This is a genomic window from Nostoc sp. DSM 114161 (genome assembly GCF_052692665.1).
On record NZ_CP195141.1, the window covers coordinates 744,378 to 766,095 of the forward strand.

The 21,718-nt window shown below is 43.7% G+C and carries 18 protein-coding genes; 9 read left to right on the forward strand and 9 right to left on the reverse strand.

Annotated elements, in window-relative coordinates; translation table 11 throughout:
- Window positions 1-125: 125 nt before the first annotated feature.
- Window positions 126-5,633, reverse strand: a complete 5,508-nt coding sequence (locus NSTC745_RS03300; RefSeq protein ID WP_445635874.1) for a diguanylate cyclase domain-containing protein — start codon at window positions 5,631-5,633, stop codon at window positions 126-128.
- 413 nt (window positions 5,634-6,046) lie between these two features.
- On the opposite strand from NSTC745_RS03300, the gene NSTC745_RS03305 reads away from it, so the two are divergent.
- Window positions 6,047-7,024, forward strand: a complete 978-nt coding sequence (locus NSTC745_RS03305) for an aromatic ring-hydroxylating dioxygenase subunit alpha (protein ID WP_445635875.1) — start codon at window positions 6,047-6,049, stop codon at window positions 7,022-7,024.
- Between the two features lie 271 nt (window positions 7,025-7,295).
- Here NSTC745_RS03305 and NSTC745_RS03310 read toward each other — a convergent pair whose 3' ends face one another.
- Window positions 7,296-7,466, reverse strand: coding sequence for a hypothetical protein (locus NSTC745_RS03310; RefSeq protein ID WP_445635876.1), 171 nt, complete (start codon window positions 7,464-7,466; stop codon window positions 7,296-7,298).
- A 147-nt stretch (window positions 7,467-7,613) separates the two neighbouring features.
- Here NSTC745_RS03310 and NSTC745_RS03315 point away from each other — a divergent pair, with 147 nt between their 5' ends.
- Window positions 7,614-8,000 carry a hypothetical protein gene (locus tag NSTC745_RS03315; RefSeq protein WP_445635877.1) on the forward strand — a complete coding sequence of 129 codons (387 nt, stop codon included), beginning with the start codon at window positions 7,614-7,616 and terminating at the stop codon, window positions 7,998-8,000.
- A gap of 51 nt (window positions 8,001-8,051) precedes the next feature.
- On the opposite strand, the gene ileS is transcribed toward NSTC745_RS03315, so the two are convergent.
- A complete protein-coding gene (gene ileS / locus NSTC745_RS03320; protein WP_445635878.1) occupies window positions 8,052-10,928 on the reverse strand; it encodes an isoleucine--tRNA ligase in 2,877 nt (958 codons plus the stop codon).
- Between the two features lie 163 nt (window positions 10,929-11,091).
- Between ileS and NSTC745_RS03325 the strand changes: the two genes are divergently transcribed.
- From NSTC745_RS03325 to NSTC745_RS03345, 5 genes are all read left to right on the forward strand, one after another.
- Window positions 11,092-11,490, forward strand: coding sequence for a helix-turn-helix domain-containing protein (locus tag NSTC745_RS03325; protein WP_445635879.1), 399 nt, complete (start codon window positions 11,092-11,094; stop codon window positions 11,488-11,490).
- 797 nt (window positions 11,491-12,287) lie between these two features.
- A complete protein-coding gene (locus tag NSTC745_RS03330) occupies window positions 12,288-12,638 on the forward strand; it encodes a DUF433 domain-containing protein (RefSeq protein ID WP_445635880.1) in 351 nt (116 codons plus the stop codon).
- Window positions 12,613-12,759 carry a hypothetical protein gene (locus NSTC745_RS03335; protein ID WP_445635881.1) on the forward strand — a complete coding sequence of 49 codons (147 nt, stop codon included), beginning with the start codon at window positions 12,613-12,615 and terminating at the stop codon, window positions 12,757-12,759. The genes NSTC745_RS03330 and NSTC745_RS03335 overlap by 26 nt, the downstream gene beginning before the upstream one ends.
- A gap of 45 nt (window positions 12,760-12,804) precedes the next feature.
- The gene (locus NSTC745_RS03340) at window positions 12,805-12,975 is read left to right on the forward strand and encodes a hypothetical protein (RefSeq protein WP_445635882.1); all 171 of its coding nucleotides are present in this window, start codon (window positions 12,805-12,807) and stop codon (window positions 12,973-12,975) included.
- 105 nt (window positions 12,976-13,080) lie between these two features.
- A complete protein-coding gene (locus NSTC745_RS03345; protein ID WP_445635883.1) occupies window positions 13,081-14,475 on the forward strand; it encodes a TldD/PmbA family protein in 1,395 nt (464 codons plus the stop codon).
- 342 nt (window positions 14,476-14,817) lie between these two features.
- On the opposite strand, the gene NSTC745_RS03350 is transcribed toward NSTC745_RS03345, so the two are convergent.
- From NSTC745_RS03350 to NSTC745_RS03375, 6 genes are all read right to left on the reverse strand, one after another.
- Complete coding sequence (locus NSTC745_RS03350) at window positions 14,818-15,114, reverse strand: hypothetical protein (RefSeq protein ID WP_445635884.1); 297 nt, start codon at window positions 15,112-15,114, stop codon at window positions 14,818-14,820.
- Window positions 15,115-15,537: 423 nt separating this feature from the next.
- Window positions 15,538-16,134, reverse strand: coding sequence for a dephospho-CoA kinase (gene coaE, locus NSTC745_RS03355; RefSeq protein WP_445635885.1), 597 nt, complete (start codon window positions 16,132-16,134; stop codon window positions 15,538-15,540).
- Between the two features lie 91 nt (window positions 16,135-16,225).
- A complete protein-coding gene (cobA, locus tag NSTC745_RS03360; RefSeq protein WP_445635886.1) occupies window positions 16,226-17,842 on the reverse strand; it encodes a uroporphyrinogen-III C-methyltransferase in 1,617 nt (538 codons plus the stop codon).
- 111 nt (window positions 17,843-17,953) lie between these two features.
- Window positions 17,954-18,973 (reverse strand): tetratricopeptide repeat protein, encoded by a 1,020-nt coding sequence (locus NSTC745_RS03365; protein ID WP_445635887.1) that lies wholly within the window; start codon window positions 18,971-18,973, stop codon window positions 17,954-17,956.
- A gap of 54 nt (window positions 18,974-19,027) precedes the next feature.
- Window positions 19,028-19,504 carry a tetratricopeptide repeat protein gene (locus NSTC745_RS03370; protein ID WP_445635888.1) on the reverse strand — a complete coding sequence of 159 codons (477 nt, stop codon included), beginning with the start codon at window positions 19,502-19,504 and terminating at the stop codon, window positions 19,028-19,030.
- Between the two features lie 3 nt (window positions 19,505-19,507).
- The gene (locus NSTC745_RS03375; protein WP_445635889.1) at window positions 19,508-20,470 is read right to left on the reverse strand and encodes a homogentisate phytyltransferase; all 963 of its coding nucleotides are present in this window, start codon (window positions 20,468-20,470) and stop codon (window positions 19,508-19,510) included.
- Between the two features lie 241 nt (window positions 20,471-20,711).
- Here NSTC745_RS03375 and NSTC745_RS03380 point away from each other — a divergent pair, with 241 nt between their 5' ends.
- Together NSTC745_RS03380 and NSTC745_RS03385 are read left to right on the forward strand one after the other, a co-directional pair.
- Window positions 20,712-21,188, forward strand: a complete 477-nt coding sequence (locus NSTC745_RS03380; RefSeq protein WP_445635890.1) for a hypothetical protein — start codon at window positions 20,712-20,714, stop codon at window positions 21,186-21,188.
- Between the two features lie 131 nt (window positions 21,189-21,319).
- On the forward strand, window positions 21,320-21,607 hold the full coding sequence (locus NSTC745_RS03385; RefSeq protein WP_445635891.1) for a hypothetical protein: 288 nt from the start codon (window positions 21,320-21,322) through the stop codon (window positions 21,605-21,607).
- The last annotated feature ends 111 nt before the right edge of the window (window positions 21,608-21,718 follow it).

A 21,718-nucleotide genomic window follows, 5' to 3' on the forward strand; every position in this document is an offset into this window, starting at 1 on the left:
GGTTTTTTGATTATTAACCTACATTCCGTACTTCAAATTGAAGTGCGGAATGTAGGTTGTAATGCTTGATATATTAGAATTGACAAGAAATTATACGGAAACTTTGCGTATAATAAATAGTTACCTTACTTCTGTGCTGTATATTCAACACTTTGGTTGCGTCCCTGATGCTTTGCCTTGTATAGTGCCTCGTCTGCCTTAGCAATCAAGTCCCTCGAATCGCTGTCTGCACTTGAAACCACAGACGCTACGCCCAGACTCAAGGTAACATGGGCACTTACCTCGGACTGGGCATGGGGAATGGCAAGAGAGGCGATCGCTCGTCTCATCGCCTCAGCAACGTTCAATCCACCCTTCAGGTCGGTATTCGGTAAAATCGCCGCAAATTCTTCACCGCCATACCGCGCGACCAAATCAGTCGCACGTTGGGGAACTTGAGCCAGAGCCAGAGCTACTCGGATCAAACATTCATCTCCAGCCTGATGCCCATAGTAATCGTTGTACCGTTTGAAACAATCAATGTCTATCAAAATTAAGGTCAACGATTCCCGTTTGCGCTTGTGCCGTTGCCATTCCATTACTAGGTAGTCATCAAAGCGGCGACGGTTAGCAATTTGGGTTAGTCCGTCTAACATGGCAAGGCGAGACAATTCCTGATTGGCGCCTTGCAGTTCAGCAGTGCGTTCAGCCACTTGTTGTTCCAAAATGCGATTGTACTCTGTGAGAATCTTCTCGGCTTGTTTGTGTTGGGTAATGTCTTGAAAGGTTGAAAGTGCATATTGAACTTCTCCTGCTTCATTGTAGATTGGCGTTCCGTGTGCTTCTAGAGAAATCACGCGATCGCCACGATGAATTTTCATATCATCTACTCTAGAAGCTTCTCCCTTCAAGGCTCTGACAATAGGTAACTGTTCGTTGGGATAAAGTTCCTGGGTTTCAGCCACATAAAGTTGATAGCTTTGAGGAATTTCCTCAGTCGTTATTGTTGGATCGAGCCCTTTACCCAGCAACTTTTTGGCATGTTGATTCACGTAGTAGGGACATCCGTTCGCATCTAATACGCCAATGCCAACAGAAACGGCTTCGAGAAATTGTTTGAGCTGTTTTTCACTGTCTTTGACCTGGGTGTAGAGTTGAGCGTTAGTCAGGGCGATCGCAATTTGTCCGCTCAGGAGTTGGAGAAATTCGATGCGATTACTAGTAAAGGCTCCTGTAGCCACTTGATTTTCCAGATAAACCAGCCCTACGAGTTTGCTTTGGTCGAGTAAAGGATAGCAAAGAAGAGAAAGCGATTTAGCAGATTGAAAGTAGGAATCGTGGACGAAACTGCTTGCCTGGGCTGCATCGTCGAGAATAACGCTTTGGCGAGTACGCGCTACGTAATGGAGAACGGATTCTGGCAAAATTTGATGGATAGGATGGCCAGGCGAGAGCGTGGTGGTGTCAGCGTTGCTGTAAATGGCGATGGAGAGGTTGCTGACCGCTCCTGAAGTAGGGGATGTTGGCAACAGTAAACAACCCGTTTGTGCCCCTGCATTTTCTAGCAGAATTTTCATTAACGTCTGCAATAGATTTTCCAGCACAATCTCGCTGGCGATCGCCACAGACGCTTTCATCACCGTGTTCAGATCGAAGGTAGCACCACTACTCTGAATACTGTTTGACTCAAAGGCGTTGCAGCGCGTGAGAAACTGGGCAGAGCTTGCCTTTTCCAATGATTGAAACTGGGGATATTGAGTTTCCAATTGCTTGACCTTCGCGATCGCACCCCAGCGTTGATAAGCACAGTGAGCTTCCACTATGTAAGCACGGGCGATGGTTTCTTTGCCTAAACGTAAGTAGAACTTGGCAGCCATCTCGTTGGCAAGGGCTTCTTCATGGACATATTGGTTTTCTTTGGCTTTGGCGATCGCGCGATCGTAATAATCTACTGCTTGTGTATTCCTGCCTTGAACCCGACACCGTTCAGCTTCCACCAGCCAATATTTATGCAAATGATTCATCGGGCCATACTTCGCCCATTTTTTCATTTTCTTCTGGCTACGAAGCACCTTCTGAAGATGAGGTTTTCGTTGGGATGGGGAGATATCTGTGGTTGCTAGAAGCGCCAGGGAAGTATAAAAGTAAAAGTGAGGAACTAAGATTAGACCCGGAACGCTATCGAGATACTGTTCGGCTACTTCAGCATTGGCTACCGCTTGCTCCGTCTCACCGAATAGAACACAAAGCAGTAGTTTGTTGAAATATAGCTGGAAGAGTAGATTCGAGTCCTTTCTGCTTTGTAGCGCCGGTATCATATCCTGCTCGTCGAACGCTTTACCAATCAAACACGAGAAAGTTCCTGCTCCATCCAACAAGTTCAGCACCACCTGATGAAACATAGAATTCATGGCAGCAGTTCTGTCTTGTCCCGTTTGTTGTATGGCAGAGGTGCAGGTTGCCATATCTAATTCCAGTTGTGCCAATTCACAACCGCTTAACAAGGCATAGTGAGAATAGAGATAAATTGAATAGGCAGCAAATTCCAAATCTCCAGTCTCCAATCCAACTGCGTAAGCTTCCCGCAGTGGAGTCAATATCTCTTTTACAGGCTCTATCCAGTGTTTTATGGAGCTATATGCCATACACTCTGTTCTAGCTTTAATTTCTCTAGCATTCAGTTGAGAGACTAACTTGAGAGCCAGTTGACCAAATTGATAGCCAGTTTTAATATTTCCCCTGCCACAGAGGAACATCCCATAGCTACTATAAGCAGCAGCAGATTCATGAGTATTTCCCCACTGAATGGACAAGTTGACCTGTTTCGATACAATCAGCGGTCTGAGTAGAGTTGCAAAAAAGTAGGTAGCAGATGTTATTCTACTCAGAACACGGATCGCTGCTTGAGAACACGGATCGGTCATGATTGGCAGGTCAGTCAGGCTGGCAATCGATCGATGTCCTGTAATCAGTTTTGTCCGTAGCCATTCCCGCGCAACATCAAACTTGCTCGGTTGTTTGGGCAGTTTTACCCCCAGCAAATTCAACACTTCCAATCCGATATTGATGGCCTCACTATACTGGCTCTGAGCAGTGTATGCCTGAATTTTCGTCTCATACACGCTCACTTTGTCTAGCACGGTTTTGGCTTGTGATAACACGGCTTCTACCAAGCGCTCCATTAGCACCAAGTTTGCGCTGAGATAAGCCGCTTCGGCAGCCGTCGTGTAGAGATCCAAGGTCAATTTATACTGACGTTGCCAGCTGCGATCGGTTAGTAGCTCAATTCCCGTTTTCAAATAGACTAATGCAGCAGCGTAGGCAGCCGCCTGTTTGGCTTTCTTTCCCGCGTTTAAGTTCAGTTGGGCTAGGGTTTCTCGCTCATCTAACTGAGTAATTAACTCCTGTCCTTGATTCAAATGTCGAACCATCTCAAACAGGTTTTCTTCTTGCTCAGTTTCGGAAAGATGTTGCAGTAATAATTTTCCGATTTTAAGATGGGTGGTGGCTTGTTTGTCGTTGGGAATTAGGGAATAGGCAGCTTGTTGGATGCGATCGTGCCCAAACTGGTAATCTTGGATCGAGAGATTTTGGTCGGGCAGCGACTCTCTGGGAGACGGCAAAGCCGAACGCGCCACCACAAATCCACGTTCTATAGCGATTCTGAGATCGGCGAAGAGTTCTGCTGAGGTTTGATTCTTGACAAACGAGAGGGTTTTTAGATCAAACTCTGTTCCCAAACAAGCCGCCGTCGATAGAATATCTTGGACCGATGGAGGTAACTTTTGTAACTGTCTGACCATCAGTTCCACCACATTATCGGTGAACCGCATCTGCTCAATCTGACCAAACTCCCATTGCCACCGCCTCAAATTGTGATTAAAGCTCAGCAGATTCTCGTTATAGAGGGTTTTAAGAAACTGAATCGTAAAGAAGGGATTGCCCTCGGTTTTCCGAATCACCAACTCAGCGAGATTTTTGACAGTTTCGCGATCGCTTTGCAAAGTCTCTATCAGCAATTGCTCAATTTGTGGGGGCAGTAACGGCGCTAAAGTAATCTGCTCTACGTGGCTTCCTTGGCGTTGCAGTTGATCGATTGTCAGGGTTAGAGGATGACCAACCGACACTTCATTATCTCGATAGGCAAGGATTGGCAGCAAATACTGGATTGAGTGGACTCCTAGCAGTCGTTCCAGCAAGCTCAACGTTGCCAAATCCGCCCACTGCATATCATCCAAAAACAGCACCAGCGGATGCTCTGGCGTGCAACAGGCTTGCATAAACTGTTGGAACACTAAATTCAACCGATTTTGGCTCTCAGTTGCACCCAACTCAGGCATAGGTGGCTGCTGCCCAATCATCAACTCGACATCAGGAATCACATCGATCGCCGCTTGTCCATTGGTTCCTAATGCAGCTAAAAATCGTTCTCGCCATTGCTGCAAAACCGCCTCAGGTTCCCCCAACAGTTGTTTTACAAAACCTGCAAAGGCATCTATGACAGCAGAGTAAGGAATATTGCGCTGAAACTGGTCAAACTTGCCTGAAATAAAATAGCCCCGCTTGGCTGTGATGGGTTTGTAGAGCGATCGCACCAGAGCCGATTTGCCAATGCCTGCATAACCCGTAATCAGGATCAGTTCGGCATGAGGGGAGGCGGAATCTTCCCGTGCCCTTTCTGCTCCTGCTACTCGTTCAAACGCTGCCAGTAGTGCTGCAATTTCGTGTTCGCGTCCATAAAGCTTTTGAGGAATTTGGAACTGCGCGGAAACATCATACCGACCGAGGGGAAACTCAGAAATCCGTCCTGCTGTCTGCCATTGCCTTGCACATTCTTTCAGGTCTGCCTCCAATCCCCAGGCACTCTGGTAGCGATCTTCGGCATTTTTCGCCATCAGCTTGAGCACAATATCTGAAATGGCTTGCGGAATTTTGAATTCCACGAGAGGGGTTGGCTGTTTGGCAAGGTGACAATGGACTAATTCCATCGGGTCATCATTGGTAAACGGGACTCTACCTGTGAGTAACTCATAGAAAGTTGCCCCTAATGAGTAAAAATCGGTGCGATAATCCACCACGCGATTCATCCGTCCAGTTTGCTCTGGCGATAGATAAGGTAGCGTTCCTTCCAGGCAGTTAGGCGGTTGTAGGGTAGGCAGTTCTCGGCTCAGTTGGGTCGAGATGCCCAAATCAATCAATTTGAGTTCCATCGTCGTTGAATTGAGGACGATGTTGGTCAGATTGATGTCTTTATGAATGACAGACTGACTGTGGAGTTGCCCTACCGCCTTGGCAATCTTAAGAGCTAGAAGTAGAAACAAATCGATTGATGTCCCCACGGAGTAGCGGTTTAACCACTCTTTAAGGGCGATCGCCCCAAAATCTTCAAAACTAATAACCAGGGTTCTTTGCCATTCATCTAACCCGTAAGCGCGAATCACATTAGGTAACTGGAGTTGTTGGGTCAGAAAATACTCCTGACGATAGCGCCTGAGTTGATTGGTGGTCGGATAGTCCGCTTTCAGGAGCTTGAGAATGACTGGATGCTCGTCTTGAACTCGTCGTGCCCGATAAACGTGCGAATTCTTACCAGCGTGAATTTGATTCAAATCCTTGAATCCAGCGATGGTAAGCATGGCAACTGATGAGGGCATAATTGGCTAAAAAGTTTAAATTGACTTCTAGTAAAGCTAAGATTCCTTTGTTTTTATCAATCCTATTCGCTATTTGGTTGAAGCTGATTAAAGAAAGCAAGTATCTTAAAGTCTGTATTAACACAACGCTTTTGGTCTAAATTCCGCCATTAATTTCAAAATTTAGATATTTCAAGATTTTAGTATGACGCTGCGTGTCATTTATTCTTTTTTTGAGTGTTTCGCGGTGTCTTACGGCTTTAGCCTAACTACTGGCTTTAATTAACTGTGGCTGACGAAAACAGCATTGAGCCAACAACAAACGAGTTAAATGCTTAATTTGCGATCGCCTTAACATCTGTTAATAAATCCTTTGATGGCTTTTCCAGAGGATGATTAAGATATAGGTATTTGACTGATGGGTGGCGATACTCATGGTGCAAGACCAGATTTTGCTCAATGATTGGCATGTAATAGGGCGATCGCAAGACCTCCAACCTGGAACAGTTCTGCACAAACGCTTATTAGGCTCAGATTTAGTACTCTGGCATAATGGCGAGAAAGTCTTAGCTTGGCAAGACTTTTGCCCTCATCGTGGCGCTCGTCTTTCTCTGGGATATGTCAATAAAGATACCCTTGTTTGTCCTTACCACGGTTTAGCTTTTAACAGCGAGGGCAAATGCGTACTAGTTCCGGCGAATCCAGAGCAACCGCCTCCCGCACAAGCTTGCGTTAAAACTTACCACGTTCGAGAGCGTTACGATTTGCTGTGGGTTTGCTTAGGGACGCCAAAACAAGACATCCCTCCGTTTTCTGAATGGGATAATCCGGTGTATCGCAGGATTTTCTGCGGCCCCTACCACTATCACTCTAGCCCTCTGCGGGCGCTGGAAAATTTCATCGATCCGGCACACTTCCCAATTCTGCATTCAGGATTATTTGCCCACGCCAGTCGTCCTGAGTTGACGCACTATGAATTAGAGTCTCTTCCCGATGGAATTAGTTTCAAATGTGGTTTGTGGGAACTAGATTTTAATTCGCGCAACCCTAAAGAAGCACCGCTGATTTTCAACACTTACGATTACCGCATCTTCCGTCCACTAGTGGCATACTTTAAACTCGGGCCTGGAGAACATCGTTTAAATATTTTCTATACAATTACGCCAATCGATGAAGATGAGTGCGTGGCGCAATACTGGTTAATGGTAAAGGGCGGCCGCGAACTTCCAGTGGAACTTTACCTAGATATTCAAAATCAAGTTGCAAGTCAAGATATTGCCATTGTCGAGTCCCAGCAACCCCAACGCTTACCTTTGGATTTGCAAGCAGAAGTACATTTAACGAGCGATCGCTATTCTATTGCATACCGAAAGTGGCTCAAACAACAGGGCGTTACTTTTGGTGCTATATAGCAATACGCTTGGTGTTAAGGAGATTATCTGTTAGGGCAGGCAGGGGAGCAGGGGAGGCAGGGGGAGCAGGGGAGGCAGGGGAGGCAGGGGAGGCAGGGGGAGAGAAAAAAGCTTAAGTGAACGGTATTGTGCTATGTAGAACAATACGCTTGGATTAAGGATAAATGTAGTGAACTGACAAGACTAAAATTTTGCAATAAATTTTTTTGTGGGGCGGGTATCTTACCCGCCACCGACGGGCGAGACGCCCATCCCACGTTTTTCTAATGCACTATTTTAAGCTTGCCACGCCACTGCTGGCTTTAACTATAAAATTATGCTTTTCATCAACAAACACATGCTTTTCATCAACAAACACATGTGTTTCATCAACAAACACATGCTTTTCATCAACAAACACATGTGTTTCATCAACAAACACATGCTTTTCATCAACAAACACACGCGTTTCATCAACAAACTCATAATTTTCGCGGTAAATACTTAAAATTTAGTATTAAAAAATACTATTTTATGAGTATTGTACTGAACTAGAATACAGCTTTAGTAAGCCAAACTAGCTCTAAAGCAAAATAAAAAGGATACATTTATGGCTAGTCAAAAACGTACATACCGCGTTTTAGAAAAAGCTGAATTAAGAGTGGCGGGATTTAAAGCGATCGATCCCAATATGGATTTTGGGGATATTCGCAACTTGCAAAACGTGACACAACTAATTGAGCAATACCGTAGCAAGATAGATGCTTATAATACTGCTTTAGCCACGATCAATTCTTCTAGAACTGAAATGGAAGAATTAGACAAAAACTTAAACGATCTGATTGAGAAAATGCTGATTGGTGTTGCTTTCAAATACGGTAAAGACAGCCGTGAATATGAAATGGCGGGTGCTGTTCGCAAAAGCGATCGCATCCGCAAAAGTCAAGCAACGCGTTTGAAAAATTCCGATCAAAAAGCCAACCAGAATAATTCGTAATTTTTAATTCGTAATTCGTAATTGTTATTCTAATTACGAATTACGAATTTGTTAAAACTCTCCGGCTAAAGCTGCAACGCAACGTTCGCAAATTAGCGGATGTTCTTTTGATTCTCCCACATGAATGGAGTAGTTCCAACAGCGATCGCACTTTTCACCGTCAGCATTCACTACACCAATTACCCAGTCTTCGGTCTCGGCTGTATATTTTACTTGTTGCAGTGCTTCAGCAGAATCTAATAATTCCACTTGGGAAGTCAGCAATAAATAGCGCAGTTCGTCAATACCGTTACCGATAGCTGGGTTAAAGGCTTGAATTGCATCGCCTAACTGTTTGTTAGGGATATGAATTAAAGCTTTCGCTTCTAGGGAAGAACCAATGAGTTTTTCGATTCTGGCTTGTTCCAACACCTTGTTGACATCAGTGCGGAGTTTTCGCAATACTTCCCAAGATTTAGCTAATTCTCCATTGCGCCACTTTTCGTCCACTTGCACCCAACCAGCTTCAAACACTGATTTGTAAGGCGTTTCGTAGGGGAGATATTGCCAGATATCCTCGGCAGTGTGACATAGTACAGGAGCGATCGCTCGTGCTAAATTCTCTAAAGCTATCTTCAGCACCGTTTGACAACTGCGACGGCGAAAAGCATTAGTAGCACTGATGTACAGTCTATCTTTGGCAACATCCAAATAAAAGTTGGATAAATCCACCACGCAGAAATTCTGCACTGTTTGGAAGAAGCGGAAGAATTGGAAACTGTCAAAAGCTGCTGTTACTTCTTCAAATACTTCAAGGATGCGGTGCAGCATATAGCGGTCGAGTTCTGGCAATTCCTCGAAAGGTACTGCGTCTGTTTCGGGGTTGAAATCATCGACGCTACCCAACAAAAACCGCGCCGTATTGCGAATCTTACCCCTGACATCATTGAGTTGCTTAATGATGTTTTTACCAATGCGGACATCGCTGGAGTAATCTACCGATGATACCCACAATCTCAAGACATCTGCACCATAAGGCGGTTCTACTTTTTGATTTTTCCCGCCTTGAATAATTGTATTTGGGTCAACGACATTACCTTCAGACTTACTCATTTTCCGTCCTTGTTCGTCCAAAGCAAAGCCGTGAGTCAACACAGTTTTGTAAGGCGCACAGTCATTAACCGCCACACTAGTAAGCAAACTTGATTGGAACCAACCGCGATGTTGGTCGGAACCTTCCAAGTATATATCCGCGGGGTAGCGTAACTCTGGACGCTGTTTGGCTACAGCTGCCCAAGATGAACCGGAATCAAACCAGACATCCATTGTGTCTGTACCTCTGCGGTAAGACTTGCCATTTTGGCGATAGGATTCAGGCAATAACTCTTCAACTGAAAGTTCCCACCAAGCATCGGAACCCTTTTCGGCGATAATTCCTTGGACGTGGTTGATAGTTTCCTCGTTCAGCAGCGGTTCTCCGGTGGCTTCATCGTAGAAAGCGGGAATGGGTACGCCCCAAACACGCTGACGCGAGATACACCAATCAGAACGTTCCGCCACCATCGGCGTGATGCGATTTTCGCCTTGGGCTGGAATCCATTTTACAGTGGCGATCGCCTTCAGTGCTTCCTCCCTAAATCCCTCCACCGAAGCAAACCATTGCTCAGTAGCGCGGAAAATCGTCGGCTTTTTCGTCCGCCAATCATAAGGATACTTATGCTGATAAGGTTCTTCCTTCAACAAAGAACCTTTACGCGCCAACGCATCAATCACCGCTTGATTCCCATCACCCAGCACATTCAACCCAGCAAACTCTCCCGCCTCTTGGGTAAAATTCCCGTTATCATCCACAGGTGCAAGAATCGGCAAACCATAGCGCTGACCAACAATGTAATCTTCTTGACCGTGCCCCGGAGCAGTATGTACCAAGCCTGTACCCGACTCAGTAGTAATATAATCCCCACCCACAACCACCGGACTCTCCCGGTCAAACAAAGGATGACGATAACTACTATGTTCTAAATCGCTCCCTTTAAGTGTGGCTTTCACTGTCAACTCCACACCCAACGTTGCAGCCAACCTCTCCACCAACTCCGCCGCCACAATTAGGTATTTAAAACCTCTCTGCGCCTCTGCGTCTGGGCGTGACACCACCGCATAATCCAACTCCCCATTCACCGCCACCGCCAAATTCCCCGGAATCGTCCAAGGCGTAGTCGTCCACACAGCCACACCCAAATCCGGCAAATATTCCCCCAGCAGCGATTTCACCCCTTCCCCAAGACTGGTAACAGGGAACGCCGCATAAATACTGCGAGAAACGTGGCCTTCTGGATATTCCAACTCAGCCTCCGCCAAAGCAGTTTTTGAGCTAGGACTCCAGTGAACGGGCTTCAAACCGCGATAGATGTAGCCTTTTAAGAACATTTGACCAAACACGCCAATTTGCGCCGCTTCATATTCCGGCTTCAGCGTCAAATAAGGATGTTCCCAATCGCCCCAAACACCGTAACTTTTAAAACTTTGGCGTTGGTCATTTACCGTAGCTAAGGCATATTCTTTGGCTTTTTGTCTCAGTTGCAAAGACGTTAAATTTTGCCGTTCCGCTGACTTCATGTTTTGCAGAACTTTCAACTCAATGGGCAATCCGTGACAATCCCAACCAGGAACGTAGCGAACTTTACGCCCTTGTAGGAGTTGGTAGCGATTAATAATATCTTTAAGAATTTTATTTAAGGCATGACCAGTATGAAGCGAGCCGTTAGCGTAGGGCGGCCCATCGTGCAGTATAAATAATTCGCCTGGGTTATTTTGTGAAAGGCGATCGTAAATCTTGTTATCTTCCCAAAATTTTTGGATTTCCGGCTCGCGCTTAACGGCGTTTGCCCGCATCTCAAAGTTAGTCTTGGGTAGGTTTACAGTATCTTTGTAGTTTCCTGATTCGGTCACAGTCTCATGCCTAAAATTAGGTGTGCAGATTTTATTAATTATAGAAGATGAGATGAAGACCAAAAAATCAACTTGACAATTGTTTGGTAAGTTATGATACGAGCCACCGCTGATAACAGAGGAAAATCCTTCTATTAGGGAAGTTTGCAGAGGACAAAGAATTATGGGTACTGTTTTTAATAAAACTATTTACACTCAACTTTTAGTAGAGTTGCAACCTCAAGTTATCACGACCGAAGAAGAATGCGATCGCGCTTTAGAAACTGTTGAGAAATTGATGGCTTTTAAAGAGCGATCGCCAGAGCAAACTGCTATTCTAAAGCTTCTAGTTAATCTCATTGAAGAATTTGAAAATAAGCATTATCCCATAGAGCCAGCATCCCCTCATGCAATTCTCAAACACTTGATGGAAGCAAGGGGAATTAAACAATCTGATTTAGTTGGAATTATTGGTTCTAAAGGAGTTGTTTCAGAAGTTATCAACGAAAAAAGAGCAATTAGTAAAGAGCAAGCAAAAGCACTAGGAGAATTTTTTCACGTCTCCCCAGCATTGTTTATCTAAATATCACAATTAAAAAAAGGGAATGAAAAGAATTTGACCTTCATATTCGCCAGGCTGACTGCAACAAACGAATAAATACAAATCGTCAATGACCTGTCCAATTGGAGCGGTGCAATAACTTCAACAACTCCAGGCATAGACAAACCTTTGTTGATTCGTTCATAAGCATATAGAGTAATCGTTGCTACATCATGGGTAAGCAAGATGCGTTCTTCATTGGCTGCCCACTCTAAGATAGTAGAATCATCAGGATGAATTAGACCTACATCTTGAACACGAACATGTCTAATTCAGGTAAACGTCTTATCAAGCCGCGCAATATCGAGCCATTGAAGTTCTTATCAGTCAATAGACTTCTTGCGGAAGTCGGGAAAAGGGGAAGGTGGGGCCCCTGAAGGGGATAAGGGGCGGGGGAAAGGGGGAAAGGTTTGGTATTTAGGACTTACGTACTGTACAAATGAATCATGGTGTGCGTTTCTATGCATAGGTCGTTTCAGGCTTTTATTAATCATTCTTTGATGGTAAATAGACCTGGATGTAAGGGCACAGCACTGCTGTGCCCCTACGACAGATGTGGTTTTTCAATCATCCATATTTGGTATTTTCTGTCAATGCATAAGTCCTAGTATTTTCCCTTTCCCCTTTAACATGAGTCCCTTTTCCCACAAGAGTGCAAAAAGCAATTGATTGCAAGAGGTCTAATAGACGCACTGGCTATGATTCTCCTTGGGGCTGATAGCGATCGCTCAAATTAGCCCAATGCTAGGATTGCAGAATATATACCATCTCAGCTAATTATGCAGCTTGAAGACTACTTTAACTTTCTAGCTCCCGATGATATTCGACTTCAGGGTACACGGGTAGGAATTGAAACGATTTTGTTTGACTACCTCTTCCGTGCTAAAACTCCAGAAGAGATTGCTAAGACTTACACTTCATTGACTTTAGAACAAGTCTATGCAACTATTCTCTATTACTTACATAATAAAGAAGCGATAGATGCCTACATGACCGATTGGTTAGAGTGGGGCGATCGCATGAGAGAAGAACAACGCCAAAATCCCAACCCAGTTGTAGACAAACTACGAAAATTAAAAGCTGAGAAAATGGCGACTCAAGCTGATGGCGCTCAAATATCTTATAGATGAGAATGTCGATCCAATTTACACAATTCAACTGCGCCGTCTCAAGTCCGATTTATTTGTAATGGCAGTTGGTGGCTTAACCACTCCAAAGAAAGGAACTCTAGACCCAGAAATTTTGCTTTAGTGTGAAGAAAATAATTGTATTCTAATCACAAACAATCGCAAATCGATGCCAGTTCATTTGGCAGATCATCTAGCAGCAAATCATCATGTGCCAAGAATATTCATCCTGAATCCGAAATTAAGCGTTGGTGAAAATCTTGAGCAGTTATTTTTGATAGCTGAAGGTTCCCTGGATCGCGAATATCAAGACCGAATAGAGTTTCTTCCTCTGTTTTAGGAAGTTGTTGCATTTTTGCATTCATGACTGAACTAAAAAATTGAGTAGCAGAAGTTCCCAAATAATTGCAGAATAAAGGCAGTTCGTCATTATTATTACCTGGAAATGCCGACTACACTTGCTGACGCACAAAATTTGCTTTCTGACCTCATTGCCCGTTACTCAGAGCGTGTTGATTATCTGATGATTCGCCTTGAAGAAGCAGAAGGGACTGATATCTTGTTGCGTGGCGACAAGGTAGAAACTCTGAGTGAAGGCATCTCAATTGGCGGACACATTCGCGCTTGTTATAAAGGTGGGTGGGGGTTGAGTTGCTTTAACCAACTTTCTACAATTAAGGATCGTATCGAAGAAGCGATCGCTGCGGCGCGGATGGTTGGCGATGAAGAAACTATACTCGCACCCATTGACCCGGTGCAAGTAGTATGCAATCTGCCTCTCGTCGGCACCGATCCGCGAAAAATTTCACTTTCACAGAAAAAAGAACTATGCGATCGCTACACGGAATTGCTCAAAAATGTCGATCGGCGAATTACCACAACCTCAGTGCGGTATGGAGATAGCGCCCAAAGAGTAATTATTGCCACCTCTGAGGGTACTTTAATCGAGCAATCCTGGGTGGATATGGAAATGCGCTTTGCCGCTACCGCCAAGAATGGCGAAACTGTACAAACTGGCAGAGAAACCACTGGTTCTCGCAAAGCCTACGAAGATTTAACGAATTTGGACGAACAAGTCCAAAGTGCAGCTCAAAGGGCGATCGCAGCTTTATCTCTGCCATCAGTAAAAGGCAATACCTACACCGTAGTCATTGACCCAATTCTCACGGGTTTGTTTGTCCACGAAGCCTTCGGACACCTTTCCGAAGCAGATATGGCTTATGAAAACCCAGATTTATTGGAAGTCATGACCATTGGACGACGGTTTGGCCCGGAAGAACTGCAAATTTTTGATGGTGCTGCCCCAGAAGGACATCGCGGTAGTTATTTTTACGACGATGAAGGCACCCCCGCCACCACTACTCAACTAATTAAAGATGGGGTTTTGGTCGGACGTTTGCATTCTCGTGAAACCGCAGGCAAATTAGACGAAACACCTACGGGTAATGCCCGCTGTCTCAACTATCACTTTACCCCCATTGTGCGGATGACAAACACGTGGATTGAACGGGGTAAAACACCAGTCAAAGACTTATTTACTGATATTAAAGAAGGAGTTTATGCCCGCAATTGGTTGGGTGGAATGACAAACGGCGAAATGTTCACTTTCAGCGCCGGAGAAGCGTGGATGATTAGAAACGGCAAAATTGCTGAACCTGTGCGCGATGTAACACTTTCGGGAAATGTATTCCAAACTTTAGCTGATATTGAAGCAATTGGTGATGACTTTTATTGGGATGAATCTGGCGGTTGTGGAAAGGGAGGGCAAAACGGCTTATCAGTGGGTTGTGGCGGCCCAAGTCTACGAATTCGAGATGTAGTCGTTGGTGGAGAAATATGAACAATAATTCAAACTACTGACGCGAATATTTTTATTTAATAAGCGATCGCATCTCGTAAGGTGTGTTATCCCGTAGGCTAACGCACCTTCAACTGTTTATTATTGTGAATTTCCTCAAGATAAACGAGAAATCAGCAGGACTATAGAACTCATATTTGATTTTTGAAATATACGTAGGGTGTGTTATGGCGTAGCCTAACGCACCTAAATCATTAAGCGGTGCGTTAGGCTACGCCATAACACAACGCCAGTTGCTACAACGGAGGGAACCTCCGCAACGCACTGGCTCCCCTACAGATACTGAGATTTTTTCAGAAATCAAATCGGACTCCTATATACTCATTAAAGTACTTGCTTGAGTAAAGCTATCCACATATCAGACGGATAGGAGTAGTAATCAATTTCCTCAATTTGATATTGATAAGATTCGCTGCCTTGTTGTAAGATGATGCGATCGCTAGCTTTAACACCGTTGCCTACTCCAGTCATATAGCCTATTGTTCCTTCATTGACTCGCTCAAATATGTAGTCGCTGCCACAGAGTTGTTGGCTATAATCATGTGTTTTATTGTGGTGTTTTAATTTTACTGGAGAGGTTAGGAGGGCTAACTTATTGAAAAAACTAAAACTTAAATTCATATAATTCGTCTTAAAAAAATAAATTAAAGATATTTATTTAAAAATAATTTAATAATTAATGGCTAAACCTTATTCAATGTTTAACTTTTCACAAAATCTATCTTATGTTTAAAAGTCATTCTCTGTCACTACTAATTAGGATATATTTAGCAAAGAAAATTTTTTGAATATCGTATTGATTTATTACTTGATTTTCTTCGTCTTGAGCATCTAGTACAACATCAGGAATAATGGCGGCTAACTGTTGACTAACAATTTAAATCTACATTACTATTAACCACAGCCTCAACTGTAAAATCACCGAATTCTTCATTAAGATTGGCTAAATTTGGAGATTTTTCACTGAATTTGTTAAGATTTATTCACTAAAATTTTATGTCTGCGAAATTTAGTATATATGTCTTGTTTAAGATAAATATATTTTTAGTTTACACTTGGGAGTTTGAGGGCTATATCTACCTGTTTTAGTAATACTTCTAGGCTGGAGGAGTTATCTAAAACTACATTTGCACGAGCGAGTTTTTCTGCGATAGATAGTTGACTATTAATCCGAGCTTGTGCTTGTTGTCGGTTCAATTGGTTTCGTTGCATCAATCTCTGTAGTTGTTGTTCTTCAGGACAATGCACTACCCAAATTTCTGTAACCAAATCGGTCATGCCAGCCTCAAATAACAGAGGCACTACTAACACCAGTATTTGCGAAGAAGATTGGGTAATTGCTTCAACAAAGCGATGGCGCACATAAGGATGAATCAAACTCTCTATCCAGTTGCGTTCGTCTTCTCGATTAAAAATAATTTCGCCTAGCTTTTGGCGGTTGAGGTTGCCATCCCCTAGTAAAATTTGTTGTCCGTAACGTTCGGCGATCGCGCCAAGAATAGGCGAACCCACTGACACTGCTTCCCTAGCATAAATATCTGCATCCAAAATCGGCAGATTATAAGTGCTAGCTAAATAATTGGTGACGGTGGTTTTGCCTGTGGCAATACCTCCAGTTAAGCCGATTATGCGTTTTGTCATTAGTCATTAGTCATTTGTCATTGGTTATGAATTGTTGTCTCCCTTGTCTTCCCATCCCCCTATCTCCTCATCCCCCCATCCCCCCATCTCCCTACTCCCGACTCCCCATTCCCCACCCGATCAACGCTTCGGTTAAACCATCCAAAGTGTATTCTTGGGCTTCGACATCTACACGTCCGAATAAGGAATGGCAGGTTTGGGAAGTTTGAGGGCCGATTGAGGCAATACAAACATCATCTAACAATTGACTAGTATGAGAGTTAGTTGGAAATATGTTGTTAGTAAGTTGGCAGAAAAATTGTACAGTTTTAGAACTAGCAAAGGTAATTACATCTACCTTGCGGTTTTGCAAAGCTAATTGTGCCGCAGGTGGAATACTGCTGGGACAACAAGATTGATATGCTGCAACTTCTATTACCTCTGCTCCTTTAGCTGTTAATTCTTTAACCAAAATTTCTCTGCCGCCGCTTTCAACTCTGGGAAATAAAACTTTTTTACCAGATAATTCTTCGGGAAAATTTTCTACTAAAGAATCAGCGACAAAGTTGGAAGGGATAAAATCTGGTTGCAGAGAATATTGCTTGAGACATTGGGCTGTTTTTTCGCCAACAACGGCAATTTTGACGCCAGCCAAAGCACGGCTATCTTTACCTTGGGCAATTAGTCTGGCAAAAAAGTAGTCTACGCCATTGGTAGAAGTGAGAATTAACCAGTCGAAGTTAGATAAATTAGCGATCGCATTATCTAAACTTTCCCAACTCGAAGGCGGGCCAATTTCTAAGGTAGGCATTTCGATGACGGTTGCACCTAAAGCCATGAGACGATTGCTAAATTGGCTTGATTGTCCCACTGAACGTGTCACCAGAATTGTTTTGCCAGCAAGGGGAGATGAGGAAGATGAGGGGGATGAAACAAAAGGGGGGAAGTTAGTTGACATAGTTTGAGCTGTGGGAGTACTGGCGTGCCTTTCACTATATATATTCTCAGGTTGCAAGTACTTCCGTAGCCCAACAACTTCGCCAATCACAATTACGGCTGGGGAAAGAGATAATCCGGCGATTTGTTCGTAAATATTGCCCAGTTGTGCCGTCCAAATTTGTTGCTCTGGAGTTCCTGCCCAGCGGATGATGGCTATGGGTGTCAAATGCGATCGCCCGTATCGCAACAGTTGATTTACAATTTCCTGTATCTGTTGCCCTCCCATCAAAATTACTAGTGTTTCTAACCGCGATAGCGCCTCCCAGTCTAAAGCCTCTACTTCGTGAGCTGTAAATACTGCAAAAGTGCGGCTTAAAACCGGATCTGTAAGGGGAATTCCTGCCAATAAAGGTGCTGCAAGGGCTGAGGAAATTCCTGGTACTAGTTCAAAGTCACAACCAGAAGCTTTCAAAGCTTCAATTTCGGAAGTGCAACGCCCAAAAATCAAAGGATCGCCTGATTTGAGCCGTATAACTTGTTTCCCTTCTTGGCAGTAATTTACGAGTAACTTATTAATTTCTGCTTGACTGGTACTAGGTTTACCACCCCGTTTGCCCACATCTATTTTTAAGCAATCAGGTGGTACGCACTGCAATAATTGAGCATCTACCAAAGCATCGTAGACTAACACCTGAGCAGTAGCTAAGAGATTGTAAGCTTTTACCGTCAAATAAGCCACATCTCCAGGCCCAGCACCTACCAAGTAGACTTTGCCTTTGTTATTTGTCATTTGTCATTGGTCATTAGTCATTAGTCATTTGTCATTGGTCATTGGGGATTGGGCATTGGTTATGAATTGTTGTCTCCCTTGTCTCCCTTGTCTCCCCATCCCCCCATCTCCCTACTCCCCACTCCCCTGTAATTTTTCAATTAACCGATCAATTTGCTCAACCATCTGGTTGTTTTCTTCAGCTTGGAATAATTCTCTAGCTTTTTTGAAGTTGACGATCGCTTCTTCTCGTTGTTGTTCTCTTCCGAGAGTAATCCCCAGATTATAGTAAGCGTAGGCATAATCGGGTACAAGGCTAATGGCTTTTTTATAATGTGCGATCGCTTCTTGGGGCTTACCTCGATCGTCCATAGCGTTTGCTAAACCGGTGTAAGCTTGTGCGTGTTTGGGATCGAGGCGAATTGCTTGGGTGTAGTTGCCTATTGCTTCGTCTAGTTTGCCTTGAGCGTATAAAGCACTTGCTAAGTTATAGTGAGCATCTGCATTTTGGGCATCGATGCTAATGGCTTTTTGGTACTGGGCGATGGCTTCTTCTAGTTTGCCTTCGGCGTACAATACATTTCCCAAGGCATTATAACTGGCGGCATTTTTGGGTTGGAGGCGAATGGCTATTGTATACTCTGCCACTGCTTCTGCTGGCTTTCCTTGAGCATAAAAAGCATTTCCTAAATAATAGTGAGCGGCTGCATCTTTGGAGTCAAAGTTAATAGCTTGTTTGTATTCAGCGATCGCTTCTGTGAATTTGCCTTGAACGTAGAAAGAATTTCCTAAAAAAAAGTGAGCTTTGGCAAATTTTGGATCGATGCTGATGGCTTTTTGATATTGTGCGATCGCTTCTTGTGGTTTACCTCCATCATCGAGGGTATTTCCTAAAGCCACATAAGCTTCCACAAATTTTGGTTCTAATTGAATTGCTTTGCGAAAAGCCGCCTCTGCTCCTTTTAAATCGCCTTGTTTGTAGAGATTGGCTCCTTGTTCAAAGTTAGTCAGTGCATTTTTATTCTGAGTAACCGCAGCTTGAAGAGAGTTTTTAACTGTTGCTATGCCAATCTGTTTACCAAAAGCAGTATTAGCACTGCTCAAGCACCAACAAACAATAGCTGTAGCCAGAAGATTATTTATTTTCACCATTTTTATTAGTCTACTTAATTTTAATATGATTATTCATTCCCCATTACCTACTATCTATTCCCCATTCTTAATTTTGGCATTCATTTTCTCCAACAATTTAGCGATTTTTGCAGCTTTTTCCGGTTGGCGTTGTTTTTGTAATAACTCTTTAGCTGTTTGCAAATTATTTTTAGCTTCTTCTCGTTTATCTTGTTGCATTAAAACATTTGCTAAACGCAAGTAAGCGTCGGGATTTTTCGGGCTGCGGCTAATCACTTCGCAAAATAATTCTTTGGCTTCTTCGACTCGGTTTTGGCGATTTAAAACATCTCCGAGAAATAAGCGCACGACATCATTAGTAGAATTGAGAGAAATAACTTTGCGAAAAGCTGCTTCTGCACCTTCATAATCTTCTGCTTGAGCAAGATTGATGCCTTTTTGAAATAAATCTGAGGTAATCAAAGTTTTCCAAGCGAAATACCCCAGGACTACCAGACTGAAAGTAACTATGGTTCCGGCGATAATAGAATTAATTGGCAAGGTTTCTAACATTGTCTAAGCCAAAAGACAGGCGATAGGAAAAATCAGATATTCGATAAAAAAGAGTTTCCAGATAAATTGATAAAACTCGGCGATCGCAGTTTTATCTTCTAAGTCTACCTGCAAACTCCGCAACCACATCCACACGAGCAATCCTAAATGCGCGATCGCCACAAATATCGGGTTAACCGAGGCGACGCGTAGCACCGCAACTAAAATTATGCCCAAATAGCAGACAGTTATCGTCCAAAGAGCGAGATTAAATACAGCTTTGGCGCCGAGTTGGATAGTGAAAGTAGAGATATTGTAGAGGCGATCGCCTTCCATATCGGGTATATCTTTAAAGATGGCGATCGCAAATGTAAACACCAAAATAAATAACGTCAACGCCCACACCGCAGGTACAATTGCTTGGCTTTGGTGGAATGCCCAACTGTAATGTAAATACAATCCCAAATTCACAATCGTACCGCGCACCGAAAAAATACACAGCGCCGCCCACAAGGGAAATTGCTTCAAACGAATCGGCGGTAAAGAATAAGCAGTACCAATTGCTAAACTAATTGCCACCATCCCAAACAAAAACGGCCCGGTTAGCCACGCTATAACTAGCGCCAAAATTCCAGTAATTCCTACAATTAATTGCCCAGTTTTCCGAGAAAATTCTCCAGAAGCTAAGGGTAAATGAGGCTTATTAATCTTGTCAATTTCCACATCTTCTAATTGATTCAGCCCCACAATGTAGACATTGCCACACAAACAAGAAATCCATGCGCCAAAAAGAGGTAGCAGATAACTTGTAGAGAAGCGATTCATCGCGTCTCCACCAACGGCAATGGCAATTAAATATAAACCCAACACACTAAGGCTTGTACCAATAATCGTGTGCGGGCGAGAGAATTTCCAGAAAGCATACAACCAATCAAAAGAAAATGGAGCGGCTTTGCTTGACAAAGGACTGTTTTGAGAATGGCTCATGAGTAGCTTGGATACTGTATTCCGGCTTACTTTAAACCATTGTCACAGAATTTGGGCATTAGTCATTGGTCATTAGTCATTAGTCTTTCTCCGCGTCCCCCCATCTCCCCATACTTCGGCTTCTCTACGAGACGCTACGCGAACGCTCAGTACAAGTCTCCCCATCTCCTCACCTCCCCAACCCTGTGCGATCGCCCTTATCAGTGGGAATCATAACAAAAATTACCACGGTAAAGATCCGATGGCATATCAAAACATTACCGGCTCCCTTTCGGCAGCAGATATCCAAGAAATTAAAGCTGCCTTTGCGACTATCCAAGCAAAGTTGCCTTTTCTCGTGACTCTGAGTGTCGAAGAACGACGCAAGTTATTTAAGATGGGCGATAAAAGCCTAGCTTTTGTCAACAATAGCTTGACTGCTGCCCAGACTAACCGAGAAATTCTCCCAGCCAGCTTTGATGTAGAGGAATTTGTGCGGGATTATCAATTAGCTGTCACACTCACCGAACTTTTGATTGGATTGCGACAACTCACAGAACAAGTAGATGATACTCTAATGGCAGTGGGTAGTGAAGCAATGGGTAGTAGTTTGACAGTATATGATTATGTCAAGACTGCTGCAAAGAAAACTCCAGGGTTAAAAAGTGTTGCTCAACAATTGGGCGATCGTTTTAAAGCTATGAAGAGTAAACCTCCTAAAGCTGCTTCTAGTTCTTAGGCAAATATTGTCATTCGGTTTATAGCCGTTCTCGCTTGCGTCAAATACAAACCTTCGTAGGGGCACAGCAATGCTGTGCCCTTAGTGTTTACCTTGGTGTACTACAGTCTTTGAACTCCGTGAAAGAGTAGTTGAACTTCATTAATGAGTCTTTGATACTCGTGAGCGAGTCTTTGATACTCGTCGCCGAGTCTTTGATACTCGCGCGAGAGTCTTTAATACTCGTGGACGAGTCTTTGATACTCGTGAGCGAGTCTTTGATACTCGTGGACGAGTCTTTGATACTCGTGAGCGAGTCTTTGATACTCGCGCGAGAGTCTTTGATACTCGTCGCCGAGTCTGTGATACTCGCGGACGAGTCTTTGATACTTGCGGGAGAGTCTTTAATACTCGGCGACGAGTCTTTAGGTGATTTCTGACAAGGAATTACCCAAATTGACGAGTTTCGACTTCGCTCAACTCTCGATCTTTTAGTTGGTTGAGCGAAGTCGAAACCAACGGCAGCGGTAGATTTATTAACGGAAATTGCC

What these genes read in the sequence shown, in the direction of transcription:
- NSTC745_RS03335 (WP_445635881.1), top strand. Translation starts at nt 12,613, where the DNA reads ATGGCGCTCAAATATCTTATAGATGAGAATGTCGATCCAATTTACACA.
- NSTC745_RS03300 (WP_445635874.1), bottom strand. Translation starts at nt 5,633, where the DNA reads ATGCCCTCATCAGTTGCCATGCTTACCATCGCTGGATTCAAGGATTTG.
- cobA (WP_445635886.1), bottom strand. Translation starts at nt 17,842, where the DNA reads ATGACAAATAACAAAGGCAAAGTCTACTTGGTAGGTGCTGGGCCTGGA.
- NSTC745_RS03315 (WP_445635877.1), top strand. Translation starts at nt 7,614, where the DNA reads ATGGCTAGTCAAAAACGTACATACCGCGTTTTAGAAAAAGCTGAATTA.
- NSTC745_RS03345 (WP_445635883.1), top strand. Translation starts at nt 13,081, where the DNA reads ATGCCGACTACACTTGCTGACGCACAAAATTTGCTTTCTGACCTCATT.
- NSTC745_RS03325 (WP_445635879.1), top strand. Translation starts at nt 11,092, where the DNA reads ATGGGTACTGTTTTTAATAAAACTATTTACACTCAACTTTTAGTAGAG.
- NSTC745_RS03365 (WP_445635887.1), bottom strand. Translation starts at nt 18,973, where the DNA reads ATGGTGAAAATAAATAATCTTCTGGCTACAGCTATTGTTTGTTGGTGC.
- NSTC745_RS03380 (WP_445635890.1), top strand. Translation starts at nt 20,712, where the DNA reads ATGGCATATCAAAACATTACCGGCTCCCTTTCGGCAGCAGATATCCAA.
- NSTC745_RS03350 (WP_445635884.1), bottom strand. Translation starts at nt 15,114, where the DNA reads ATGAATTTAAGTTTTAGTTTTTTCAATAAGTTAGCCCTCCTAACCTCT.
- NSTC745_RS03370 (WP_445635888.1), bottom strand. Translation starts at nt 19,504, where the DNA reads ATGTTAGAAACCTTGCCAATTAATTCTATTATCGCCGGAACCATAGTT.
- NSTC745_RS03330 (WP_445635880.1), top strand. Translation starts at nt 12,288, where the DNA reads ATGCAGCTTGAAGACTACTTTAACTTTCTAGCTCCCGATGATATTCGA.
- NSTC745_RS03375 (WP_445635889.1), bottom strand. Translation starts at nt 20,470, where the DNA reads ATGAGCCATTCTCAAAACAGTCCTTTGTCAAGCAAAGCCGCTCCATTT.
- NSTC745_RS03340 (WP_445635882.1), top strand. Translation starts at nt 12,805, where the DNA reads ATGCCAGTTCATTTGGCAGATCATCTAGCAGCAAATCATCATGTGCCA.
- NSTC745_RS03305 (WP_445635875.1), top strand. Translation starts at nt 6,047, where the DNA reads ATGGTGCAAGACCAGATTTTGCTCAATGATTGGCATGTAATAGGGCGA.
- coaE (WP_445635885.1), bottom strand. Translation starts at nt 16,134, where the DNA reads ATGACAAAACGCATAATCGGCTTAACTGGAGGTATTGCCACAGGCAAA.